Source organism: Streptomyces sp. NPDC048600, from assembly GCF_055587025.1.
This window is the reverse complement of sequence record NZ_JBVJGZ010000003.1, coordinates 204,325-224,413: the sequence shown is the minus strand read 5'-3', so window position 1 is coordinate 224,413 and position 20,089 is coordinate 204,325. Positions and strand designations below refer to the sequence as shown.

Genomic DNA, 20,089 nt, shown 5'->3' with positions numbered 1-20,089 from the left:
CTTAGTTCACGCAGCCTTTCGGTGAGGAGCGGTATCCACCGAGCTTACTGGGGCAGATGGAGGGTGCGGGTCAGTCTGCTCAACCGGCTGACCAGGCGCTTCACCTCGGCGTGGGCGGGATGGTCCGGAGACAGCACGGTCCGCTGATCGTCGGCGAGGGACCGTAGCGCCTCCAGCGCTTCAACGGCCGAGCCCGAGCCCGCCAGGAGGGTGGCTATCTCCCGTCGGGTCTCCAAGACCTCCGGATGCAGTGGGGAGAGCACCTCCTTCTGGAGGGCGAGCGCCTGGCGCAGCTCCTGGAGAGCGGCGGAGTTGTGTCCGAGACGGCCGAGGCAGCGGGCGGCCATCACCCGGCATGTCGCGAGGTCGGCGTCCGGTGCGGAACGGGCCGCCACGAGGGTTTCCGCGAGTTCCAGACAACCGTCGCGCACCGCTTGCACCTCCTGCGCCTCGAACTGCAACCGCAGGATGGCAAGCCGGCGGGACACGACCTCGGGATGGGACGAGCCGAGACGCGGCAGCACCGCGTCGAGATCCCTGCCCAGCAGTTCCAGCGCCTGGGACAGTCGCCCCTCTGCCGCGAGGCGCTGCGCGCGCTCGCGCAGGCCCGCCGGGTCCCGGGGGGTGGGCGAGCCGGTTCCGGCGGGGGATGGCGGGTGCGGCCTCCGGGCGGAGGGCGGGATCGGGGCGTCCTCCGGGACGGGTGCGTGGGCCTCGTCCGGAGGGGGATCGCCCGGCAGGTCGGCGCCGACGAGCGGCGGACGTGCGGTGGCGGAGCCAGGTTCCGGAGCACCTGAGCGGACGGCCTTCGGCACCGCCCGCTCGGCCCACGGAGCGAGGACCTCCCGTACTTCGGCAGCGTCTGCCGGGCGGTCCGCCGGACGCTTCGCGAGCAGGCGGGAGACCAGCTCGCACAGTTCTGCCGGCGCGTCGTCGCGCAGTCGGTCGAGCGGGACCGGGGCATCGGTGATGTGCTGGACCACCAGGGCCAGCGGCTCGTCGGCGGAGAAGGGGGGCCGACCGCCCAGGATCTCGTAGAGGACGCAGCCCAGCGCGTACAGATCACTGAGGGGCGTCGCCACCTGTCCTTTGCCCTGCTCGGGCGAGATGAAGCCCGGGGTTCCGGCCACGATGCCGGCGCCCGTCAACCGTGGCCCGTCCGGCGGCTGCAGCGCGGTGGCGATACCGAAATCGAGGACGCGTACCGTGCCGTCCGCCGTGAGCATCACGTTCCGGGGTGTCAGGTCCCGGTGGACGAACCCGCGTCCATGGGCCTGGACCAGTACGGAACACACCTGGGCACCCACCGCGGCGGCCCACTCGACGGGAAAGGGACCGCGCCGGGCCACCAGCCGATCCAGGGTATGCCCGTACACGCGCTGCATCACCAGATAGAGCCGGCTCGTTCGATGAGTGCCCGCATCATGGATGACGGGCACGTATGGATGCTCCAGCTTGGCCATCAGCCGGGCTTCTCTGGTGAACCGGACAACGGCGGAGTCCTGCGGATCGAGGTGGCGCGGCACCCCGGAGACAGTTGTCTGCGGCGTCAGCAGCTTCACCGCCACCGATCGGTCCAGCCGCTGATCGTACGCCGCCCACACCTCGCCCATGCCGCCTTTGCCAAGCAGCTCAGTCAATTCGTAGCGGCCGTCGATCAGTTCTCCCGTCGCCATCTGCTGGTCCCTCATCCCCAATCCCGCACTCCGTCGTCGACCCGGGCCGCCTGCGGTCGCGGGGAAGCCGGGAGCCGGAACGGCCGCGTGACGTCCATACCCGCGTTCGGGGCTGAATCCCACGATGCGTCAGGCATCGGTGAAGGGATGTGAGCGGCCAGCAGTGAGTACACCGAGGCGGCGTCGGCGGGCCGCTCGTCGGGGTGCTTCGCAAGCAGCCGGACGACCAGATCTTCGAGGTCCGGCGGGACGTCGGGGCGAAGTGACGTGAGGGGCGGGGGCGTCCTGTTGCGGTGCGCCAACATGACGAGCGCCGGTGTCGGGGCGGCGAACGGGGGCTTCTCGGTCAGCATGAAGTGCAGTACGCAGCCCAGAGAGTAGAGATCGGCCCGGTGGTCGACGTGGGCATAGGGCCCGCCCTCCTGCTCCGGGGCACGGTAGTCAGGTGCGCCGATGTCCTCCCCGGCGGCGGTCAACCGTGTGGGTATGGCGCCGGGCACGGCCACCAACCCGAAGTCGATGATCTTCAAGGCGCCGTCGGGCGCAACCATGACGTTCTGCGGTTTGAGATCTCTGTGTACGAGACCCGCCGCGTGAACCGCGGACAGCCCGGCGGCGATCTGAGCGCCCGCGGCGGCGGTTGTCTCCACCGTGAGCGGCCCGTGCTCCGCCACGAGATCCGCCACAGTCGCCACACCCGGCACGAGTTGCATGACGAGATACTGCATGGCCTTCCACTCGCCGGCGTCATGCACGGTCGCAACGTGAGGATGGTCGACCCCGGCGAGAGCAGCGGCCTCACGGCGGAAGCGCCGGATGACACGCTTCCGTTCGTCCTCGGAGTCGAGAAGTTCCGGACGGATGAACTTGAGGGCGACCTGCCGTTTCAGGCGCAGGTCGGTGCACTCCCACACTTCGCCCATCGCTCCGTGGCCGATCGGAGCGCACAACTCGTAGCGATCGGCGATGCGCTCTCCCCGAGACATCCGGGGCCTCCCCAAGCTCGTACGTCCACCTGACATGACAGCGCGTAAGTGATTGCTGACGATCCTAGGGCAGTTGCGCGAGCTGTCCATCGCGAAGGCTGAGAGGCGTCAGCCCGTGGTGGCGATGAGCTCGTCGAGCAACTGCTCCAACAGACTGTTGTCGCCGAGGAAGCTCTTCACCGAGGCGTCCTCGTTGCGCTGGGCGTCCATGCCCGACCAGTTCACTTCGTATCCCGCGTCAGCGCTGAGCTGGGTCAGGAACGCCCGTTGGGCGCGGCCGTTGCCCTCGCGGAACGGGTGGAGGACGTAGATGGCCGGAGGAGACGAGACGGCCGAAGACCTCTCCGGCGTAGGACACCAGGTTTCTCGCGGGGCAGAAGGGTGTGCGCTTGGCGATGTTCACGGTGCGTAACTCGCCTGCCCATGGATAGATGTCCCCGAAGACCGCGGCATGGAACGCCTGGAGATGACCGAGGTCGTACGCGCCGGGCAGTGGGCGTTCGGCGAGCAGGATGAGGCGTGCCCGGGTGATGTCCGCCTCCGCTGCCGCGAGCTGCTGATGGTCGGTGATGCCGAGCTTGTTGCGCAGCACGCCGTTGGGCAGGGTGTACGGATCGTTCACCCTGCCCGCCGCTCCGTGGTCTGCCGGTGGCGGGCGATCGCGCGGGCGACAAGGGTGTCCGCGTCGAGGTCGCCCTTTACGTACGCCTCGGTGTCGCGGTCGGAGGCCTCGGAGGCGTGGAGCCCCTCGGCCTCGATGGAGCCGGTGGCCGAGGTGACGGCCGCACGTCGTGCCGCTCGGCCGCTCAGCGCTTCGAAGGCCTCGACGGACAGGAGGACGCCCTGGGGCTTGCGATGGGCGCCGATCAGAACCGGATCGGCATCCGCGCCGGACTCCGACAGGTCGGTCAGGATCCGCGACAGTCTCGCGCGCGCGTCGCTGACGGTCACGACCTCGGGGATCTCCATGCTGTCACCGTACCCATATAGAGTCTTGATTCTGTACAGATTCTAGTACGGATTCCGCCGAGTGTCCCGCCCTGAGGGCCGGGCAGGTGCCGGACCGAGCCGAGACCGAGAGGTCCCCGCCGATATCGGCGGGGTTGAACCGGACCACCGGCACATCGCGCCGGTTGAGCTCGGTGATCACCATGTCGGCGGTGATGTCGTCCGCCTCGGCGGTCACCAGAACCGGCTCCGACAACGACGAAGCGCCCGTCCGGACCGCTCCGGCGCGTGGCGCCTCCTTGCGTAGCCACCAAGGTAGCCACGGAAACGCCCTCCCTGCACGTTTGTGCAGGTCATAGCGCTGCGGTGACTCTCCCCGGCGTACAGCCCGACTCGTCTGCCGCTGAGCCCTTACCCGGCCCTCCGGGGCGGACACGGCGGCTGCCCGCAGTGGCTGTGTCCGATGACGGCTCGAAGCGGACGCCCGTGCCCGAGTACCGGCGTCGCTGGGCCACCGAGGGATGGGACGCGCTCCGGGAGAAGGCGCCGCGGTCAAGGCTGCTGGACCGGATCGAGAACCGCGATCTCTGGTTCGACGAGAACGGGCAGACCGCCATCCTCACCCTGCCCGGGCTCACCGAGCGCTCTCCCGTGACGAGGACTTTGTCTCCGTCGCCAACCTCTACACGCCCCCAAGGGGCTGGCCGAGGTCGTCTCCGAGCTGATCAGCAACGAGCACGTGCCGTTCCTCCCCGCCCTGCGCTACGAGCCAAGTCCAGGCGCCTCTAGAAGACCGTCAGAAAGGGGCGCTGCCGGGTCTCGTCCCGCTCCTCGGGAAACGGGACGGGAACCTCCATGCCGTCTTCGTCCTGGAGCGCGAACCCGTAGAAGTCCACCATCACTTCGACAGTCTCCCGAGTCACCAAATCCGTCACGGAGCCCCTCCCGTCATGCCTGTTCACCAACCCCGTTCTCGGACGCTGCCGCCGGTGTCCTATCCGTATCGGGCAGAACAACCGCAAGAACCGGCGGAGGACGGCGTCCGGACGTCCGTAGGATCGGCATGTCGTGGGCGTCGCCGCCTACCCGGTGCGAAGGGGGACGAGTCGTCTCCCGCTCAGAGCTTGACGACCAGTACGCGATCGGCGCACAGCCTGCGCATGTCGTCCTCGTCCGACGTGAACACGGTGACCGGGCCGGGCTGCCGCAGGGCGACGGCGGCGAGGGCTGCGTCGATGGCGTATTTGTGGCCGTGCAGGCCCGTTTCCTTCAGGAGACCGGTCGCCTCCTTGGCGATCTCCTCCGTCACGGGCTCGACGCGGATCTTGGAGAGAGCCCAGTGCCACTTGGGGAGGTGGCGTGTGGGGTCGTAAGCCTCGACGAGGGTCATCGAGGTGGTGACGACCGGGATACCCGCATCGTCGGCGTGCTTCAGGTAGGCGCCCATGCGACGCTCTCCGCGCACCCACTGCGAAAGCCCTTCGCTGTCGAGCACGTAGACCCGGTTTCCGGTCACGCGGCATCCCGCTTCCGCCCGTGGGGCTGCTCACCGGTCTCGCCGGCGCCGGTCCGCTCGGCGTGCTGCCGCTCCAGGTCGCGGTGCTCGGCCTCGACCTCGGCCAGTTCCGCCTCGGTGATCTCCCCGTACTCGGACTCCCACCACCCCACCGCTTCGTGCAGACGCTCCCGCTCCCGCTGGCGCTCTATGGCGTGCGTGACGTAACGGCTGAAGCCGCCGGGACCGACTTCGGCCCGGATGGCCTCGGCGAGCTCCTCGGGAAGCGTCACGGTGTACTTCTTGGTTGCCATACCATCGACCATACCGAGGGTCCGATCAGGCAGCCAACCGGCAGCAGGCGTCCCGCACGATCGAGTGCAAACGGCGGCTGAGATCGCTGGTAGGAGAGCGGGACCGGCTGACCCCGCTGGTGGCAAAGCTCCCACGCCGGACCGGTTCAGGGCGGGGTGTCTGCTCACCCGGCAATCAACGCGACCTCCTCTCCTGGATCCTTTCCTGGATCCTTCGCCGGCCGCGAGGTGAGGCAGCGCCGTACGCTCCCGCCCCACCCCTCACCGCCGGATCGACCACCCCCGCTCGCTGAGCGTCGCGCTCAGGGCCGGAGCCGCCGCCGGGGCGACCATGAGCTGTACCAGGCCCGCCTGCTGGCCGGTCGCGTGGTCGATGCGGACGTCCTCGATGTTGACCCCCGCGCGTCCGGCGTCCGCGAAGATCCTTGCCAGTTCGCCCGGTTGGTCGCTGATGAGGACGGCCACCGTCTCGTAGGAGGCCGGCGCCTCGCCGTGCTTGCCGGGCACCCGCACCCGGCCCGCGTTGCCCCGGCGCAGGACGTCCTCGATGCCCGCCGCGCCGCCGCGCCGCTTGGCCTCGTCGGCGGACTGCAGGGCTCGCAGCGACTCGACCGTCTCCTCCAGGTCTGCCGCCACCCCCGCCAGCACCTCGGCGACGGGCGCCGGGTTGGCCGAGAGGATCTCGATCCACATCCGGGGGTCGGAGGCCGCGATCCGGGTGACGTCGCGGATGCCCTGGCCGCACAGGCGCACCACCGTCTCGTCCGCGGCCTCCAGCCGTGCGGCCACCATCGAGGAGATGAGCTGGGGCGTGTGCGAGACCAGGGCGACCGCCCGATCGTGGGCGGCCGCGTCCATGATCACGGGTACGGCGCGGCAGAGCGCGACCAGTTCGAGGGCGAGGTTCAGCACCTCGACGTCGGTGTCCGGCATCGGTGTGAGCACCCAGGGCCGGCCCTCGAAGAGTTCGGCGCTCGCCGCGAGCGGGCCCGAACTCTCCTTGCCCGCCATCGGATGCGTGCCGATGTAGGAGCGGAGGTCGAGGCCCAGGTCCTCCAGCTCGCGCCGGGGCCCGCCCTTGACGCTGGCGACGTCGGCGTACCCGCGTGCCACCCCCGCGCGCATGGCCTCGGCCAGCACGGAGGCGGTGTGCGCGGGTGGGACCGCCACGAGCGCGAGGTCGACGCGGCCGGGCGGCGGTTCGTCGCTGCCGGCGCCGAGGGCCACCGCCGTCCGGGCCCGGTCCGGGTCCCGGTCGGCCAGATACACGGTGACTCCGCTCCCGGCGAGCGTCAGGGCCACGGACGTACCGATCAGCCCCGCTCCCACGACCAGGGCCGTCTTCATCGGACGCCGTCCCCGGGCCGGGCCGCCAGGTCGCACGACACCTCTACGCGTCCTTCGTGCGCGTCCCCGGGCCGGGCTGCCGTGCCGCGTGGGCGGGCTACGAGCCCTTCGTGCGCGTCCCCGGGCCGGGTCGCCCTGTCGCGTAACCGGGCTATGAACCCGTCATGCTGCTGCTCAGTGTTCACGTGCTCCGTCCAGATTCGGAGGGACCTTTCACCAGGACCACGCCGGTCCGGGCGAGGATGCGTCGGCCGTTCGTGCGTACACCGGGGCGCGCGCGGAGCGTCAGTCGTCCCAGTGCTCGAGCACCCGGCGCCGGATGTGCTCCGGATACGCCTGGGCGAAGGAACTGTGCGGGAGCCGGCCCTCGCCCGGGGCGGGCAGCAGGCCGTCGTGGAAGACGATCGGGCCGGACTGGGCGGCGCGCTCGTCGTGCGTGTAGCAGTTGAGCAGCGGGTGGACGAAGCCGTACCACGCCTCCGACCGGTCCAGCGGGTGGATCCGGGTGGCGAGCGCCCAGAGCAGGTCGGTGTCGTCGGCCGGGTCGATGTCGTCGTCCAGGACGAAGGTGGCCGCCGTGGCCCGGCCCGAGTGGGACTCGGAGAGGACCTTGCCGATCCGGTGCGTGAGTTCGGCCGAACTCACGTGGGGCAGTCGCTCCCGCCAGTCCTGCGGGACGGTGACCACCATCCAGTGCGACGCCGCGCGCAGCGGTGACCAGGCGGTGGTGACCGGAATCCCGGCGGCGCGCAGTTCCGCCAGCACCTCGGCCGCCTGGCCGACGCCGGTGACGGTGTGGAACTCGTCCACCGGCCGGCCCTCGGCCACCAGCGGCCAGATCGGGTCGTCGCGATGGGTGATGGCCTCGACCGTGTACACCGGCTGCATCGACGTCTCGGTGGAGCCGTAGCCTGCGAACTCGCCGAACGGCCCCTCCCGCGCGTCGCGGCCCACCGACAGATGCCCCTCGATGACGATCTCCGCGCCCGCGGGCACCTCCAGGTCCACCGTCTCGCACCGCACGACGTCGACCGGCTCGCCGTGCAGCGCCCCGATGTAGCCGGCCTCGTCGACCCCCGGAGGCAGTGGGACGCCCCCGACGAACGGGATGGCCGGGTCGCCGCCCTGCACCAGCGCGTACGGCATCGGCTCGCCGATCTTCACCCACTCCTGCCAGATCATGCCGATGTGCTGCGCCGGTATGACGAGGCCGGTCATGTGCTTGCCGTCGATCAGCATGATCCGGGCGATGGACCAGTTGGTCCACCGGCCGTCCGGTGTCCTCGCGACGATGATCCCCCAGGTGTTGGCGTAGGGGCCGCCGTCGAACTCGTGGACGCGGGGCACCGGGAAGCGGTCGAGGGTGGCGTCGTCGCCCAGCAGCACGTTCTGCTTGCAGGGCGCGTCCTCCCGCGCGACCAGCCGAGGGGGGACGGGCCGCGCGTCGCGCGTGCGGGCCAGGTGGTCGACCAGTTCGGCCGCGGTGGTCCCGGCGGGCAGTCCGACGGACAGGGCGACCCGGGCCAGCGGCTTGCCGGGGGCGGCGCTGAGCGCGGCCGGCGCCCCGAGCAGTCTGAAGCCCGGCGCGACGCCCTCCACGTTCTCGAACAGCGGGGCGGGCGACTGCCGTTCGCAGGAGAGGCGGGTGATCGCGGCGGCCTCCAGGTCGGCGCTCACCGGCCGAGTGACGCGGTGCAGGTCACCGAGGGACTCCAGCGCGTCGAGGTAACCGCGCAGCTCGCCGAACCGGATCACCGGCCCGGCCGTGGGGCCGGTGGTGGGGCTGGTCATGAACGGGTGCTCCTCTGCTTCGTTCCGTTGTGGCGTAACGCGGGGACGTCGGCCGCGAGGCCCGCCCGCTCCTGCGGCGGCCGCGGAAAGCCGTCCCAGCGCCGGGCTTTGGCGGCCTCGAGCCCGAACTGGTCGAGGACGCGGACGACGATGTGGTCGACGATGTCGTCGACCGACTCCGGCCGGTTGTAGAAGGCGGGCATGGGGGGCACGATCGAGACGCCCATGCGGGAGAGCTCCAGCATGTTCGACAGATGGATCTCGTTGAGCGGGGTCTCCCTGGGCACCAGCACCATGCGGCGCCGCTCCTTGAGCGTCACGTCGGCGGCGCGGCCCAGCAGGCCCTCGGCGTACCCGGCCCGGATGCCGGCCAGCGTCTTCATGCTGCAGGGGATGATCACCATGCCGTCGACGGGGAACGAGCCGGAGGAGATCGCCGCCCCCTGATCCTCGGGCGAGTAGGTGACATCGGCCAGCGCGGCCACCTCGCGGGAGCTCAGGCCGGTCTCCAGCTCCACCGTGACCCGCGCCCAGCGGCTGAGCACCAGATGCGTCTCCACCTGCGCGTTCTTGTGCAACTCGGTGAGCAGTCGCACGCCCAGCACCGCTCCGGTGGCGCCGGTCATTCCCACGATCAGCCGCATCTCCTGCCTCCGCCAATCTTCCGTGTACGGAATATCCTTGTACTGAATATACTGCCCGTCATGACGAACACAAGCCCCAGACCCCGGCCGCAACTGGAAGAGGCGCTGCCGCATCAGCTGCGCCGGGCCGGGCAGGCGTGGACGACGCTGTGGCAGCAGCGCCTGCCCGACCTGACAGGTCCTCAGTTCGCGGTGCTGCTCGCCCTGGACGACCACGGCAGCCTGGACCAGTCCGCGCTGGGGGCCCTGGCGGCGGTCGACCGCTCCACGCTCACCGTCCTGCTGGACCGCCTGGAGGCGCGCGGTCTGGTCACCAAGGAGATGGACCCGGCGAACCGCAGGCGACGCATCGTCTCCCTCACCGCCACCGGCCGCCTGCGGCTGGCCGAGGCGGCCGAGGAGGCCGCGCGCCTGCACGCGCGCGTGCAGGACCTGCTGGGCGAGCGGCGGATGGGGCAACTGGTCGAGATGCTCCGCGTCCTGGGTGACATGACGGTGTAGCCCCTTGGCATGACGGTGCAGCCCTCCCGTCGGCGCGCGCGGACCCCGGTGGCCGGAATCCAGGGGTCCACGCCGCTGACCGGCAGCTCCCCTCAATGGAGGGATGGGCCCTCGGAGCCGGCGCTGGAAGTGTGATCAGCGAACCGACTGGCTCCGCCTGGGAGGGCTGACGCATGTACAGACCGGCAACCGTGCAGAGGCTCGCCGGCCGCCTTTCCGGTCCGGTGCTGGGACCGGGCGACGACGGCTACGCCGACGAGGTCGCCGGATCCAACCGGGTCTCGCGGCACCGGCCCGCGATGGTCCTCGGCGCACGGGACGCGACACAGGTGCGCAAGGCCGTCGCCTTCGCCGCCGAGACGGATCTGCCGACGGCCGTCCAGGCGACCGGCCACGGCCCCGCACGTGTCACCGAGGGGACCGGACTGCTCATCAACGTCCGCCGGATGGCCGGAGTGACGATCGACCCCGTCGCCGGGGTCGCCCGGGCCGAGGCGGGCGCGCGCTGGCACCAGGTCGTCGACGCGGCCGCCGCCCACGGACTCGCCCCGCTGAGCGGCTCCTCGCCGCTGGTGGGAGTGGTCGGCTACACCCTCGGCGGCGGACTGGCGCTGCTGTCCCGCGCGTACGGCTTCGCCGCCGACCATGTCACCGCGGTGGACATCGTCACCCCCGACGGACTGCCGCGCACCGCCACCGCGCGGCGGCACCCGGACCTCTTCTGGGCGCTGCGCGGAGGCAAGGGCAACTTCGGCGTGGTGACCGCCGTCGAGTTCGGACTCGTCCCGGTGACCCGGCTCTACGGTGGCGGACTCTACTTCCCCGGCGACAGCGCCGCCGAGGTGCTGCACGCCTGGCGGTCGTGGACCGAGTCCGTGCCGGAGGAGACCGCCTCCTCCCTGGCGCTGCTGCGGATGCCCGACCGCAAGCCCGTCCCGCCCTTCCTGCGCGGCCGGCTCGTGGTGCACGTCCGCGTCGCCCACCTCGGCCCGGGCGACGAGGGGGAGCGGCTGGTCAAGCCCTTACGAGGGATCGCCCCGACGCTCGTGGACACGCTGGGGGAGATGCCCTACACCCGCTTCGCGGACATCCACGACGACCCGGCGCTCCCGGTCCCCTACGACGAACGCTCCGCCATGCTGCGCGAGCTGGGCCCGGGGGCGGCCGACGACCTGCTCCGCCTCGCGGGCCCCGGCAGTGACTGCGCCGACTTCATGGTCGAGCTCCGGCACATGGGCGGCGCCCTCGGCCGGCCGGCCGAGGTGCCGGGCGCGGTCGACCACCGCGACGCCGCGTACTGCCTGACCACGCTCGGGCCGCCGGGGACAGGTACGGGACACGTCGTGGACGGCATGGCGCACCGGGGAACGGGCCGCAGCCATCTCAACTTCCTCACCGGACCGGCGACCGCCCGGCTGGCCGAGCGGGGCTACACGCCCGCCGACTACGCGCGGCTGGGCGAGATCAAGTCCCGGTACGACCCGGAGAACCTCTTCCGGTTCAACCACAACATCCCGCCGCGTGCACAGCGCCTTCGGCCCCCCGAAGCCGCCGGTCCGGCACACCTCACGAACCCTCGAAGGGAAGACTCTCGATGACGACCAACAGCGCGGTGCAGGCCCCGCCGCGAACCGCACAGGGCGCGGCTTCGACCGGACTCAGGCTCGGCGCGCTCTTCGGTCCCGTGATCTTCGGAGTGACGGCCGCGGGCGTGGCCCTGCCCGACGTCGCCATGTCGATGGAGGTCCGCCCGGCCGTCGCCGGCTGGGTGCTGACCGCGCACGCCCTCGCGCTCGGCGTGGGCACCGCGTTCTTCGGACGGCTCTCCGAGAAGTGGGGTGTGCGCAACAGCCTCCTCACGGGAGCCCTGTTCCTGGCCGTCGGCGCGGTGCTGTGCCTGGTCGCCCCGAACTTCGGCACCTTGATCGCCGGCCGGTTCGTGCAGGCGGCGGGCTCCGGCGCCATCACCTCCAGCGCCCTCACGCTCGCGTCGGCGGCGGCGCCCGAACTCCGTACGAAGATCCTGGGGATCTTCGGGGCGTCCATGGCGCTCTTCTCCTCCACCGCCACGCTCATGGGCGGCATGGTGACGGACTGGATGCACTGGCGGCTCACCCTGGTGCTGCCGGCGCTCTCGCTGCTGCTGGTCCCCTTCTGCCTGGAGCTCGCGGCGGCCCGCCCGGGCTACGGCAAGGCCGTCGACGTGCTCGGCGGTGTGCTGCTGGGCACCGGCGCGACCTCGCTGCTGCTGCTCATCCAGGCGTCCTCCCTCGACCTCGACACCCCGCTGGTCGTCGCGCTGGCGGTGCTCCTCGTGCTGTCGGTGGCCGGCCTGGTGATGCACATCGGCAAGCGGCCCGACGGGTTCCTTCCGCGTGACCTGGCCACCGACCGGACCTTCCTGGTCTCCGCGGTCATCGGCGTGGGCGGGTACGCCGGGCTGTTCGCCGCCATGTACGCGGTGCCGCAGATCCTGACGATGCAGTACGGCTGGGGCGTGTTCAAGATCGGCGCCTGGCTGCTGCCGGGCGCGGTCGTCGGCGCGGTGGCCGCCCGCGTGGCCAGCAAGCTCACCGCCAGCAAGGGCGGCAGCCTGCTGCTGGCCGGGGCCGCCGTGAGCTGCGCGGTGTTCCTGGGCACCGTCGGCGTCGTCGACGGCGGCATCGTCGTCATGCTGATCGGCACGTCGATGGGCATGGCGACGTTCGCGGCCACCCAGGTGCTCACCACCGCCGTGCTGTCCAGCCGTCTCGAGCCCGCCCAGCGCGGTGGCGCCATGGGCGTGCTCAACCTGCTGTTCTTCGTCGGCGGCGGCATCGGCTCCGCCGCGGCCGGCACGCTCTCCGAGCACATGGACCTCACCAGCGCGCTCGCCGTCGTCGCGGCGCTGCCGCTGCTCGCGGGTCTGGTCGCCCTGATGCTCCCGCCCGCCCTGGCGCAGCAGGAGGCCTGAGCGCACCGCGCGCGGCCGGGGCCCCTCCCGCGGGAGGGACCCCGGGTCGCGTCGGCGAAGAGCGGGAAGGCCCCGGACCGCGCCGGCGAAGAGCCGGAGGGCGCCCAGGACCGCCCCGGCGAAGAGACGAGAACGCCCCTCCCCTGGTTCGCTCCGACGGGAACCGGGGGAGGGGCGTTGTCGTGCGCCGGGTCAGCAGGCCGGGGCGCCGGGCTCGGAGTTGAGGTCCAGGAACGCGGACAGGATCCGCCGCAGCCCGTCGCGTTCCACGCGGAGCTGGTCGTTCTCCTGGCGCAGCTGCTCCATCCGGTCGGCCGCGACGGTGTTCGGCGAGGTCCGCGAGAGCAGGGTGACACCGGCCGGACAGGCCTGGTTCCCCTGCGGGCGTGCCGGGGGCGCCAGGACGTCCGAGTGACGCGGTCCCACCGGGGAGAGCCGCCCCACCAGGATCGACTCGTGCAGGACGCGCAGATCGCGGGCCGGTTCGATGCCGAGATCCTCGGAGAACCGTGTCCTGACGGTGCGGAAGGTCTCCAGAGCGTCCGCCTGGCGGCCCGAGTGGTAGAGCGCCAGCATCAGCTGGGCGCAGGCGCGCTCCCGGAACGGGTTGTCGGTGACGAAACCGGTGAGTTCGCCGATGATCTGCTGGTGCCGCCCCAGATTCAGGGCCACGTCGAAGTACTCCTCCTGTACCGTCAGCCGCTCCTCGTGGAGCCTGACGACGAGGGCGGCCAGCGCCGGGCTCTCGATGCCCGCCGTGACCGGACCGCGCCACAGCCCGAGAGCGGACCGCAGCAGCCTCTCGGCGCGCTCCAGCTGGTTGTCGCGGATCATGGCCCGCCCCTGGGAGACCAGGCGCTCGAAGGTGAACAGGTCGAGGTTGTCGTCGTGCACCCTGATCCGGTAGCAGGACGGGTGCGTCTCGATCACGCTGTCGCGCTCACTGCCCCCGAGCATCCGGCGCAGGCCGGAGACGCAGATACGGATCTGTCCGTGGGCGGACGCGGGTGGCTGGTCGTCCCACATCGCGTCGACGAGCCGGTCGAGGCTGACCATCTGATTCGGCTGCAGAAGCAGCGCGGCTAATAACTTCTGCCTGCGGGTTCCGCTTATCTCGATTTCTTCCCCGCCGTTCGTCACGAGCAGCGGGCCAAGTATTCGGAACGCATATTCGGCGCACATATCCATACCCCCGTGCAGTGATGTGCGAAAGTTGAAGCGCGGGCGACCGAACGCCCGTGACCGCGCCAACAAAGCTGCCATCGGCATTATGTGAATGTCGATGGCAACTTTGGTAGTCGGCGCGGCGAAGCAGGTGCGAGGTATTTCCTGGTCCCCCCGGGAAATATTACTCGTAGCGGTAGAACTTCGTGTGGTCCAGCAGGTCGGCGGGCGTCATCGTGTACCAGGGCGCGAGCTCGGTGTGCAGCGAGGGGACGTCAGGGTGCTCCTCCACCGGCAGGTACTGCGGAACGTCCGGGTGCTGCTGCTGCCAGATCGACCAGGCCTTGTCGAGGAAGCAGTGGTGCATGAAGAAGATGGGGTCGTTGGGCGACCCGATGTACAGCATGTGGCCACCGACCCAGGTGTGGCCCGCGCCGTGCAGCTTGCCGAGGTTGGCCTCGTAGGGGAACTTCGCGTACCCCTCCAGGTGGTTGCGCAGGGACTGTGTCTCGCTTCCGTAGCCCGAGGTGTAGTTGTAGGGCGGAGTGTCGTACGTCGGGATGGCGAGGGTGTCCTCCAGCTCCTTCGCCGTCCCCAGCTCGGGGTTCGTGGTGCCGAAGTCGCGGACGAGGTAGTCACGGTCGTCCGCGGTGTAGTGGCCGTTGAACGCGGGGTGCTCGTCGCCGACCGGGACCACGCTGACGTTGAGCTTCCAGCCGTTGCAGCGGGCGAACGGGCCGGTCATGACCTTGCGGTCGCCGGGCCGGCCGTTGCCGCCCATGAAATCGTCGGCCCACAGCGGCGAGTCCGGGCTCCGGTCCCTGGTCCAGTCCCAGTAGGGGATGGTGACGCTGGGGTCGAACTGCTGGAGCGCCCGCTCGAGGACCAGCAGGTACTGGCGGTGCCACGGGAACAGGCCCGGGCTCATGTGACCCCAGCGCTTGCCGACGCCGCCGTCCTTGTCCAGGTAGTCGCCCGAGTTGATCTGTATGTGGATCCGGACCAGCTCGTCGTAGACGCCTGTCTCCTTCACCCGCAGCAGCGCGCGGATGAAGCGCCGCTTCTCCCTGGCGGTCATGTCGAGGTGGTTCTTGCGGACGGGAACCATGGGTTTCTTCCTTCTCGGTTCTCTCGCTGCCGGGTCAGGCATGGTGGTGGCCGCCGGACGGCAGCAGGTTCGCGCCGCGCAGTTCGTCGACCGCCTGGCGGCCGGCGGCCAGCGGGGTCGGCTCGAACCGGTAGTGGCACATCGCGCTGAGGTAGGCGCCCTCGCCCAGCTTCATGAGGTGCAGTTCCTTGCCGTCTATGTGCACCTTCTCGGTGCTCTGCGACACGGTGATCGTGCGGCCCTTGTACTGCTCGGTGTAGAGGTCCGCGGACTCCTCGGCCGACCGCGTCCCGGCCGCGTCGTCGTGCGCGGCGGCCCAGGTGTTGCCCGCGTGGATGACGGCCGCGGGCACCGCCGCGACCGCCGCGGCGCCCGCCATGCCCTTCATCACGTCACGTCGTTTCACTCTTGTCCTCCCGATTGACAATTCGCCAAACAGTGGTATGCGACCCGCGCCAGCCTTCCAGGGGGATATATCGATGAGCTATCGCGACGGTGGTGCCGCGGCACGGCGGTGCCGCCTGGCTAGTCCTGGGCCGAACCGGCGGGACGCGGCACGATGTTGTGGTTGAACCGGAAGAGGTTGTCCGGATCGACCTGGGCCTTGATGCCGGCCAGCCGGGCGTAGGTGGCCGGTTCGTAGCCGCTCTCGGCGAGCTGCGCGGTGTCAGGACTGGCCAGGAAGTTGAGATAGCGGCGCCCGGTGCTCCACGCCGCCATGCCGTCCACCACCAGCGGGGGCCGGTTGTCGGGGAGGGAGAGGGTCGACAGCGCGAACGCGGCGTCACGGTGGTCGACGGCGTTCGGCACCTCGGGCGGCCGCCCGACCGCGCCGCCGAGCTGCCGCAGCTCCACGACCAGGTCGATGCAGTCGGCGCCCGGACCGGCCAGCTCCAGCAGCGCGTCGATCGCCGTGCCGTCCAGCTCGCGGAGCATCGACGAGCGCTCGTTGTAGGGGATCGGCTCGGTAGGGTCGTTGTGGATCTCCCCGCACCTCGTGTACGGCATGTCGGCCAGGGTGTCGAAGACCAGCGGGCCCGATGCGCGCAGCGGCGCGACCAGCTTGTCCCCGTCCTCCGCCGAGCCCAGGTAGGCGATCCGGATGTGGACGGTCAGCGTGCCGCGCAGGAAGGGCGGGATCGCCTCGACGTCCGGCAGCCGCAACAGGGCCAGGGAGGACGTGAGTTCGTCCGGTACGGTCGCGGTCCACGCGCTCCAGGCGTGCAGGACGTCCGAGGCCGCCTCGCCGGCGAAGAAGAGTCCGCCGCCGTACAGCCGCGACACCGGTACGAGGTCGAACTCCAGCGCGGTGACGACACCGAAGTTGCCCTTGCCGCCGCGCACGGCCCAGAAGAGGTCGCTGTCCTGGTCGGCGGTGGCCCGGTGCGACCGGGCGTCGGGGGTGACGATCTCCACGGCGGTGACATGGTCGGCGGCGTAGCCGTACCTGCGGGCCATCAGCCCGAGTCCGCCGCCGAGGGTGTAGCCGATCACCCCGGTGAGCGGGGAGGAGCCGTTCAGCGGGGCGAGACCGTGCTCGGCGGCCGCCTCGACCACCTCGAACCACTGGGTGCCGCCCTCGACCCGGGCGGTCCGCGTGACGGGGTCGACGCTCACACCCCGCATCCGGCGGGTGCTGATCAGCAGCCCGCCGTCCGCCGCGACGGACGGGCCGTGGCCGGTGGCCTGGACGGCGACCGGCATCCCGCGGGCGGCGGCGAAGGCCACGGCCTCGCGCACGTCCCCGGCCCCGGCCACGACCGCGATCAGCTCCGGGGAGTGCTCGGTGATCTGGTTGAACCCGTTGAGCTCCTGGGCGAAGCCGTCGTCTCCCGGCAGCAGGACCCGTCCGCGGAGCCGTTCGGACAGTTCCGCCGTGTCCGGCTTCACGATGCTCTTGCCTGTGGTCATCCTCAAGTCCTCCCGGACCCCGTTGTTTGTCGGGACGGGAAAACTCTTCCAACCGGGCGGGCCGCATCCCATCCCCCGTTTGAGGAGGATGTGGGCGACCGGCCTCCGAGGCGGACCCGGCAGCCCTCGCCCGTGCTGCCGACGGACGACGGACAGCACGAGGCCGCGCCCGGCCCGGACGGGACGAGCGCGTCGAACCTCTTCATGCCGCCGGTCCGAGCCGGCTACCCCGGGTCCGCCCGGCCGCCGGCCGGCCGGGCCCGCGCCACGAGCGCGGCGCGGTCCCACGCCGTGGACCGCGCGACGACCACGATCACCCCGTCTCAGCCCCGGACGACGGCCTGCGCCCAGTCCTCGTCGGGCCCGAACAGCTTCCGCGGCTTCATGGCGTCCAGCTGCTCCGCCAGCAGCGCGGTCGGCACCAGCGTGCCCTCGGGCACCGCGCCGGCCACACAGGGCACCCCGAGTTCCGCCTCGACGGACGCGGCGAGCGCCACCGCGGCGTCCGCACCGTGCGGGCCGGGCACCTCGATCTCGACGACCAGACGGTCCTGTTCGGCCCTGGCCCGCCAGAACAGCACGCCGTAGGAGGCCGGGAGCCGGTAGACCAGCTCCTCCACCTGGACCTGCCCGATGCGCCGCCCGGCGACCGTGTGGCCCTGGCCGATCCGGCCCATCACCCGCACGGTCGGGAGCTTCCACTCGCACGGGCAGTCCTCGTACCGCAGCTCCACCAGGTCCTCGAGGTTGTAGCGCACCAGCGGCATCGCCTCGCGGTAGAGCGGGGTGATGACCAGCTGCCCGGTGCCCTCGGCGGTGACCTCGCCGGTCTGCGGGTCGTAGATCTCCGGCAGCACCCGGTCGGCCCAGAAGTGCAGCCGGCCGTACGGGCAGTCGCTGCCGAGCGGTCCGACCTCGGTGCAGCCGTACTCCTCGATGACCGGGGCGCCCCAGATCTCCTCGATCCGGCGGCGGCGCGCGCCGCTCATCGGCTCGCCCGCCACGTACAGCGCCCGCAGCGACTTGAAGGAGTCGGCGGGGTGGCCGGCCGCCTTGGCCGCCGCGACCCACATCAGGGCCTCGCTCGGGGTGGACCAGGTCAGCGTCACCTCCAGGTCGCGCAGCACGCGCACGACCCGGGAGTAGGGCACCGCGAGGGAGCGGCAGTCGCCGGGGACGACGGTCGCGCCGCCGCGCATGGCGGCCCAGTGGGCCATGTGCCCGGCGAGCACCAGCCCGTAGGGGATGCGCACCAGCATGGTGTCCTGCGGACCGAGCGGGACGGTCTTGCGCAGGAACCGGTCGGCCAGATCGGTCCACTCCGCCTCGGTGAAGTAGGCGGGGGTGGGGTTGCCGGTGCTGCCGCTGGACTCGTGGTACGTGGCCACGCGTTCCCTGGGCACGCCGAGCATGCCGAAGGGGTAGCTGTCGCGCAGGTCCGACTTCCCGGTGAGCCCCACCTCGGACAGTTCCTGCCCGGGCCGCAGACGCTTCGCGTAGAACGGCGACCCGAGGGCCTGCCGCAGTATCGGCCCGATCCGCTCCCGCTGCAGTGCCCGCAGTTCGTCGAAGCTCTTCCAGTCGCCGATGGCCGGCAGCGCGCCGGGCGCCGGTCCCGAACCGGCCGCCTCGGCGTTCGGGGCGACGGTCACAGGTCCCCTCCCACCCGCGCGGCCTCGGTGATGGCGCCGGAGGAGATCATCTCCACGACCGCGGCGATGTCGCCGTCCATCTGCCGGTCCTTGGCGGCGAACGGGGCCTCCTTGCGGATGCGCGTGTGCACGGCCCTGGTGCGCGGGCTCATCTCGTCGACGCCGCGCAGCTCGACGGCCTGGCAGGCGGCGAGGAGATGGATGGCCGCGACCTCACGGGTCAGTTCGATCACGTTGCGGGCGTCGCGCGCCGCGATCGGGGCCATGCTGACCTTGTCCTGGTTGTGCGCCTCGGTGGAGCGGGAGAACGTGGAGGCCGGGCCCGCGTGCTTGAGCGCCTCGGCGGTGAGCGACGAGCACGCGATCTGCATGCCCTTGAAGCCGTGCTGGAGCCCGGCCTCGGTGTCGTCGTCGTCCACCCGGGCGATCAGGTTGGGCGTGAGGCCGTTGTTGAACTTCTCGTCGACCAGGAGCGCGAGCTGACGGTCGAGCAGGTCGGCGATCCCGGCGACCGCAGTCTTCAGCGAGTCCATCGCGGTGACGACGTGCCCGCCGTAGAAGTTGCCGCCGCTGTACACGGCGCCCGTGGAGGGGTCGAACAGCGGGTTGTCGCTGGACGAGTTGATCTCCACCGTCATCCAGGTGCGGACCCAGTCCAGCATGTCCCGCAGCACGCCGTTGACGTGCGGGGCGCAGCGCAGCGAGTAGCGGTCCTGGATGCTGCGCGTGAGCTTCTGGTAGTGCCGGCCGTCCAGCGGGTCGTTCAGGTCGACGACCTGGTCGTAGGTCATCGCGAGCTCGGAGCCCTCGAGCAGGTGGTGGATGAGCGCGGCGCTGGCGCCCTGGCCGCTGTGCGGCTTCTCGTTGTGGATGAAGGGCGCGTAGTGGCCCCGGTTGCCGAGCATGCCCTCGCTGGCCAGCGCGGTGCAGATGTCCGCCACGTCGGCGAGCCCGGCCGCCGCCTCGGTGTTCAGGACGGCGAACGCCGAGCTGAAGGAGGTGCCGTTGATCAGCGCGAGACCGTCCTTGGCCTCCAGCGTCACGGGTTCGAGGCCCAGCTCGGCCAGCACATCGGCGGCCCGGCGTATCTCGCCGCGGTGGCGCACCTCGCCCTGGCCCGTCAGCGCGTAGGCGAGATAGCAGAGCGGGACGAGGTCGCCGCTGGCGCCGACGGAGCCGCGCTCGGGGATGGTCGGCAGGATGTCGTGCCGGAGGAAGTCCAGCAGCAGGTCCACGACGGGGAGGCTGACGCCGGAGTTGCCCCGGGCCAGGCAGTTCGCGCGGATCAGCAGGGTGGCGCGCACGACCTCGTCGGAGGCCAGCGGGCCGGTTCCGTTCAAGTGGTAGCGGATCAGCTCGTTCTGCAGCCGTGCGGTCTTCTCCGGCGATATCTGCCGGTTGACGCTGTCACCGAAGCCCGTCGTCACCCCGTAGATGGGCTTGCCGGTCGCGAGGATCTCCAGCTTCAGGTTCCGGGAGGCGTTCATCGCCGTGAGCGCGTCCTCCGAGACCGTGAATTCCGAACCTTCGCGGGAGGCGGCGGCCACGGCCTGACCGATGCTCAGACCGTGCCCGTCAATCTTTATGGTCGTCACTTGT

20 protein-coding genes and 1 pseudogene are annotated in these 20,089 nt (G+C 71.0%); 4 read left to right on the top strand and 17 right to left on the bottom strand.

Translation table 11 applies throughout. The features are described 5' to 3' along the window. Positions 1-44 precede the first annotated feature (44 nt). The 5 genes from ACZ6SQ_RS05265 to ACZ6SQ_RS05245 all read right to left on the bottom strand — a co-directional run bounded on the left by ACZ6SQ_RS05265 (position 45) and on the right by ACZ6SQ_RS05245 (position 3,848). Positions 45-1,691: a serine/threonine-protein kinase gene (locus ACZ6SQ_RS05265; protein WP_469556893.1), complete on the bottom strand. Its 1,647-nt coding sequence runs from the start codon at positions 1,689-1,691 to the stop codon at positions 45-47. Next, positions 1,688-2,662, bottom strand: a complete 975-nt coding sequence (locus tag ACZ6SQ_RS05260) for a serine/threonine-protein kinase (protein ID WP_469556892.1) — start codon at positions 2,660-2,662, stop codon at positions 1,688-1,690. Before ACZ6SQ_RS05260 ends, ACZ6SQ_RS05265 begins: the two co-directional genes overlap by 4 nt. A 238-nt stretch (positions 2,663-2,900) precedes the next feature. Then, complete coding sequence (locus ACZ6SQ_RS05255; RefSeq protein WP_469556890.1) at positions 2,901-3,284, bottom strand: Fic/DOC family protein; 384 nt, start codon at positions 3,282-3,284, stop codon at positions 2,901-2,903. Further along, positions 3,281-3,631, bottom strand: coding sequence for an antitoxin VbhA family protein (locus ACZ6SQ_RS05250; protein ID WP_469556888.1), 351 nt, complete (start codon positions 3,629-3,631; stop codon positions 3,281-3,283). Before ACZ6SQ_RS05250 ends, ACZ6SQ_RS05255 begins: the two co-directional genes overlap by 4 nt. A 4-nt stretch (positions 3,632-3,635) precedes the next feature. Continuing rightward, the gene (locus ACZ6SQ_RS05245) at positions 3,636-3,848 is read right to left on the bottom strand and encodes a hypothetical protein (protein WP_469556887.1); all 213 of its coding nucleotides are present in this window, start codon (positions 3,846-3,848) and stop codon (positions 3,636-3,638) included. A gap of 251 nt (positions 3,849-4,099) precedes the next feature. On the opposite strand from ACZ6SQ_RS05245, the pseudogene ACZ6SQ_RS05240 reads away from it, so the two are divergent. Then, positions 4,100-4,385: pseudogene (locus ACZ6SQ_RS05240) on the top strand (DUF7008 domain-containing protein); the annotation flags it as partial. Positions 4,386-4,395: 10 nt separating this feature from the next. On the opposite strand, the gene ACZ6SQ_RS05235 reads toward ACZ6SQ_RS05240, so the two are convergent. From ACZ6SQ_RS05235 to bagM, 6 genes are all read right to left on the bottom strand, one after another. Continuing rightward, positions 4,396-4,545, bottom strand: coding sequence for a hypothetical protein (locus tag ACZ6SQ_RS05235; RefSeq protein WP_469556885.1), 150 nt, complete (start codon positions 4,543-4,545; stop codon positions 4,396-4,398). Positions 4,546-4,727: 182 nt separating this feature from the next. Further along, positions 4,728-5,126, bottom strand: coding sequence for a PIN domain-containing protein (locus tag ACZ6SQ_RS05230; protein ID WP_469556883.1), 399 nt, complete (start codon positions 5,124-5,126; stop codon positions 4,728-4,730). Continuing rightward, positions 5,123-5,419: a hypothetical protein gene (locus tag ACZ6SQ_RS05225; RefSeq protein WP_469556882.1), complete on the bottom strand. Its 297-nt coding sequence runs from the start codon at positions 5,417-5,419 to the stop codon at positions 5,123-5,125. Before ACZ6SQ_RS05225 ends, ACZ6SQ_RS05230 begins: the two co-directional genes overlap by 4 nt. A 261-nt stretch (positions 5,420-5,680) precedes the next feature. After that, entirely contained in the window at positions 5,681-6,766 is a 1,086-nt protein-coding gene (locus ACZ6SQ_RS05220; protein WP_386380460.1) for a prephenate dehydrogenase, read from the bottom strand. Between the two features lie 285 nt (positions 6,767-7,051). After that, positions 7,052-8,557, bottom strand: coding sequence for a bagremycin/ferroverdin biosynthesis UbiD family decarboxylase BagN/FevL (gene bagN / locus ACZ6SQ_RS05215; protein WP_469556880.1), 1,506 nt, complete (start codon positions 8,555-8,557; stop codon positions 7,052-7,054). Continuing rightward, on the bottom strand, positions 8,554-9,201 hold the full coding sequence (gene bagM, locus ACZ6SQ_RS05210; RefSeq protein ID WP_469556879.1) for a bagremycin/ferroverdin biosynthesis UbiX family decarboxylase BagM/FevK: 648 nt from the start codon (positions 9,199-9,201) through the stop codon (positions 8,554-8,556). Before bagM ends, bagN begins: the two co-directional genes overlap by 4 nt. Positions 9,202-9,261: 60 nt before the next feature. On the opposite strand from bagM, the gene bagL reads away from it, so the two are divergent. From bagL to bagJ, 3 genes are all read left to right on the top strand, one after another. Continuing rightward, the gene (gene bagL / locus ACZ6SQ_RS05205) at positions 9,262-9,702 is read left to right on the top strand and encodes a MarR family transcriptional regulator BagL/FevM (RefSeq protein WP_386380463.1); all 441 of its coding nucleotides are present in this window, start codon (positions 9,262-9,264) and stop codon (positions 9,700-9,702) included. A 173-nt stretch (positions 9,703-9,875) separates the two neighbouring features. Beyond that, positions 9,876-11,300 carry a bagremycin/ferroverdin biosynthesis FAD-dependent oxygenase BagK/FevA1 gene (bagK, locus tag ACZ6SQ_RS05200; protein ID WP_469556876.1) on the top strand — a complete coding sequence of 475 codons (1,425 nt, stop codon included), beginning with the start codon at positions 9,876-9,878 and terminating at the stop codon, positions 11,298-11,300. Continuing rightward, positions 11,297-12,655 carry a bagremycin/ferroverdin transporter BagJ/FevB gene (gene bagJ, locus ACZ6SQ_RS05195; protein ID WP_469556874.1) on the top strand — a complete coding sequence of 453 codons (1,359 nt, stop codon included), beginning with the start codon at positions 11,297-11,299 and terminating at the stop codon, positions 12,653-12,655. Before bagK ends, bagJ begins: the two co-directional genes overlap by 4 nt. Before the next feature lie 192 nt (positions 12,656-12,847). On the opposite strand, the gene bagI is transcribed toward bagJ, so the two are convergent. From bagI to bagA, 6 genes are all read right to left on the bottom strand, one after another. Beyond that, the gene (gene bagI / locus ACZ6SQ_RS05190) at positions 12,848-13,837 is read right to left on the bottom strand and encodes an AfsR/SARP family transcriptional regulator BagI/FevR (RefSeq protein WP_469557206.1); all 990 of its coding nucleotides are present in this window, start codon (positions 13,835-13,837) and stop codon (positions 12,848-12,850) included. A 166-nt stretch (positions 13,838-14,003) separates the two neighbouring features. Beyond that, complete coding sequence (gene bagH, locus ACZ6SQ_RS05185; RefSeq protein WP_469556872.1) at positions 14,004-14,927, bottom strand: bagremycin/ferroverdin biosynthesis o-aminophenol oxidase BagH/FevF; 924 nt, start codon at positions 14,925-14,927, stop codon at positions 14,004-14,006. Between the two features lie 34 nt (positions 14,928-14,961). Next, positions 14,962-15,333, bottom strand: coding sequence for a bagremycin/ferroverdin biosynthesis copper chaperon BagZ/FevE (bagZ, locus tag ACZ6SQ_RS05180; RefSeq protein WP_469556869.1), 372 nt, complete (start codon positions 15,331-15,333; stop codon positions 14,962-14,964). A gap of 119 nt (positions 15,334-15,452) precedes the next feature. After that, entirely contained in the window at positions 15,453-16,838 is a 1,386-nt protein-coding gene (gene bagG / locus ACZ6SQ_RS05175; protein ID WP_469556868.1) for a bagremycin/ferroverdin biosynthesis FAD-dependent oxygenase BagG/FevA2, read from the bottom strand. 323 nt (positions 16,839-17,161) lie between these two features. Next, complete coding sequence (bagE, locus tag ACZ6SQ_RS05170; protein WP_469556866.1) at positions 17,162-18,490, bottom strand: bagremycin/ferroverdin synthetase BagE/FevW; 1,329 nt, start codon at positions 18,488-18,490, stop codon at positions 17,162-17,164. Beyond that, positions 18,487-20,085: a bagremycin/ferroverdin biosynthesis tyrosine ammonia-lyase BagA/FevW gene (bagA, locus tag ACZ6SQ_RS05165; RefSeq protein WP_469556864.1), complete on the bottom strand. Its 1,599-nt coding sequence runs from the start codon at positions 20,083-20,085 to the stop codon at positions 18,487-18,489. Before bagA ends, bagE begins: the two co-directional genes overlap by 4 nt. Positions 20,086-20,089: the final 4 nt, after the last annotated feature.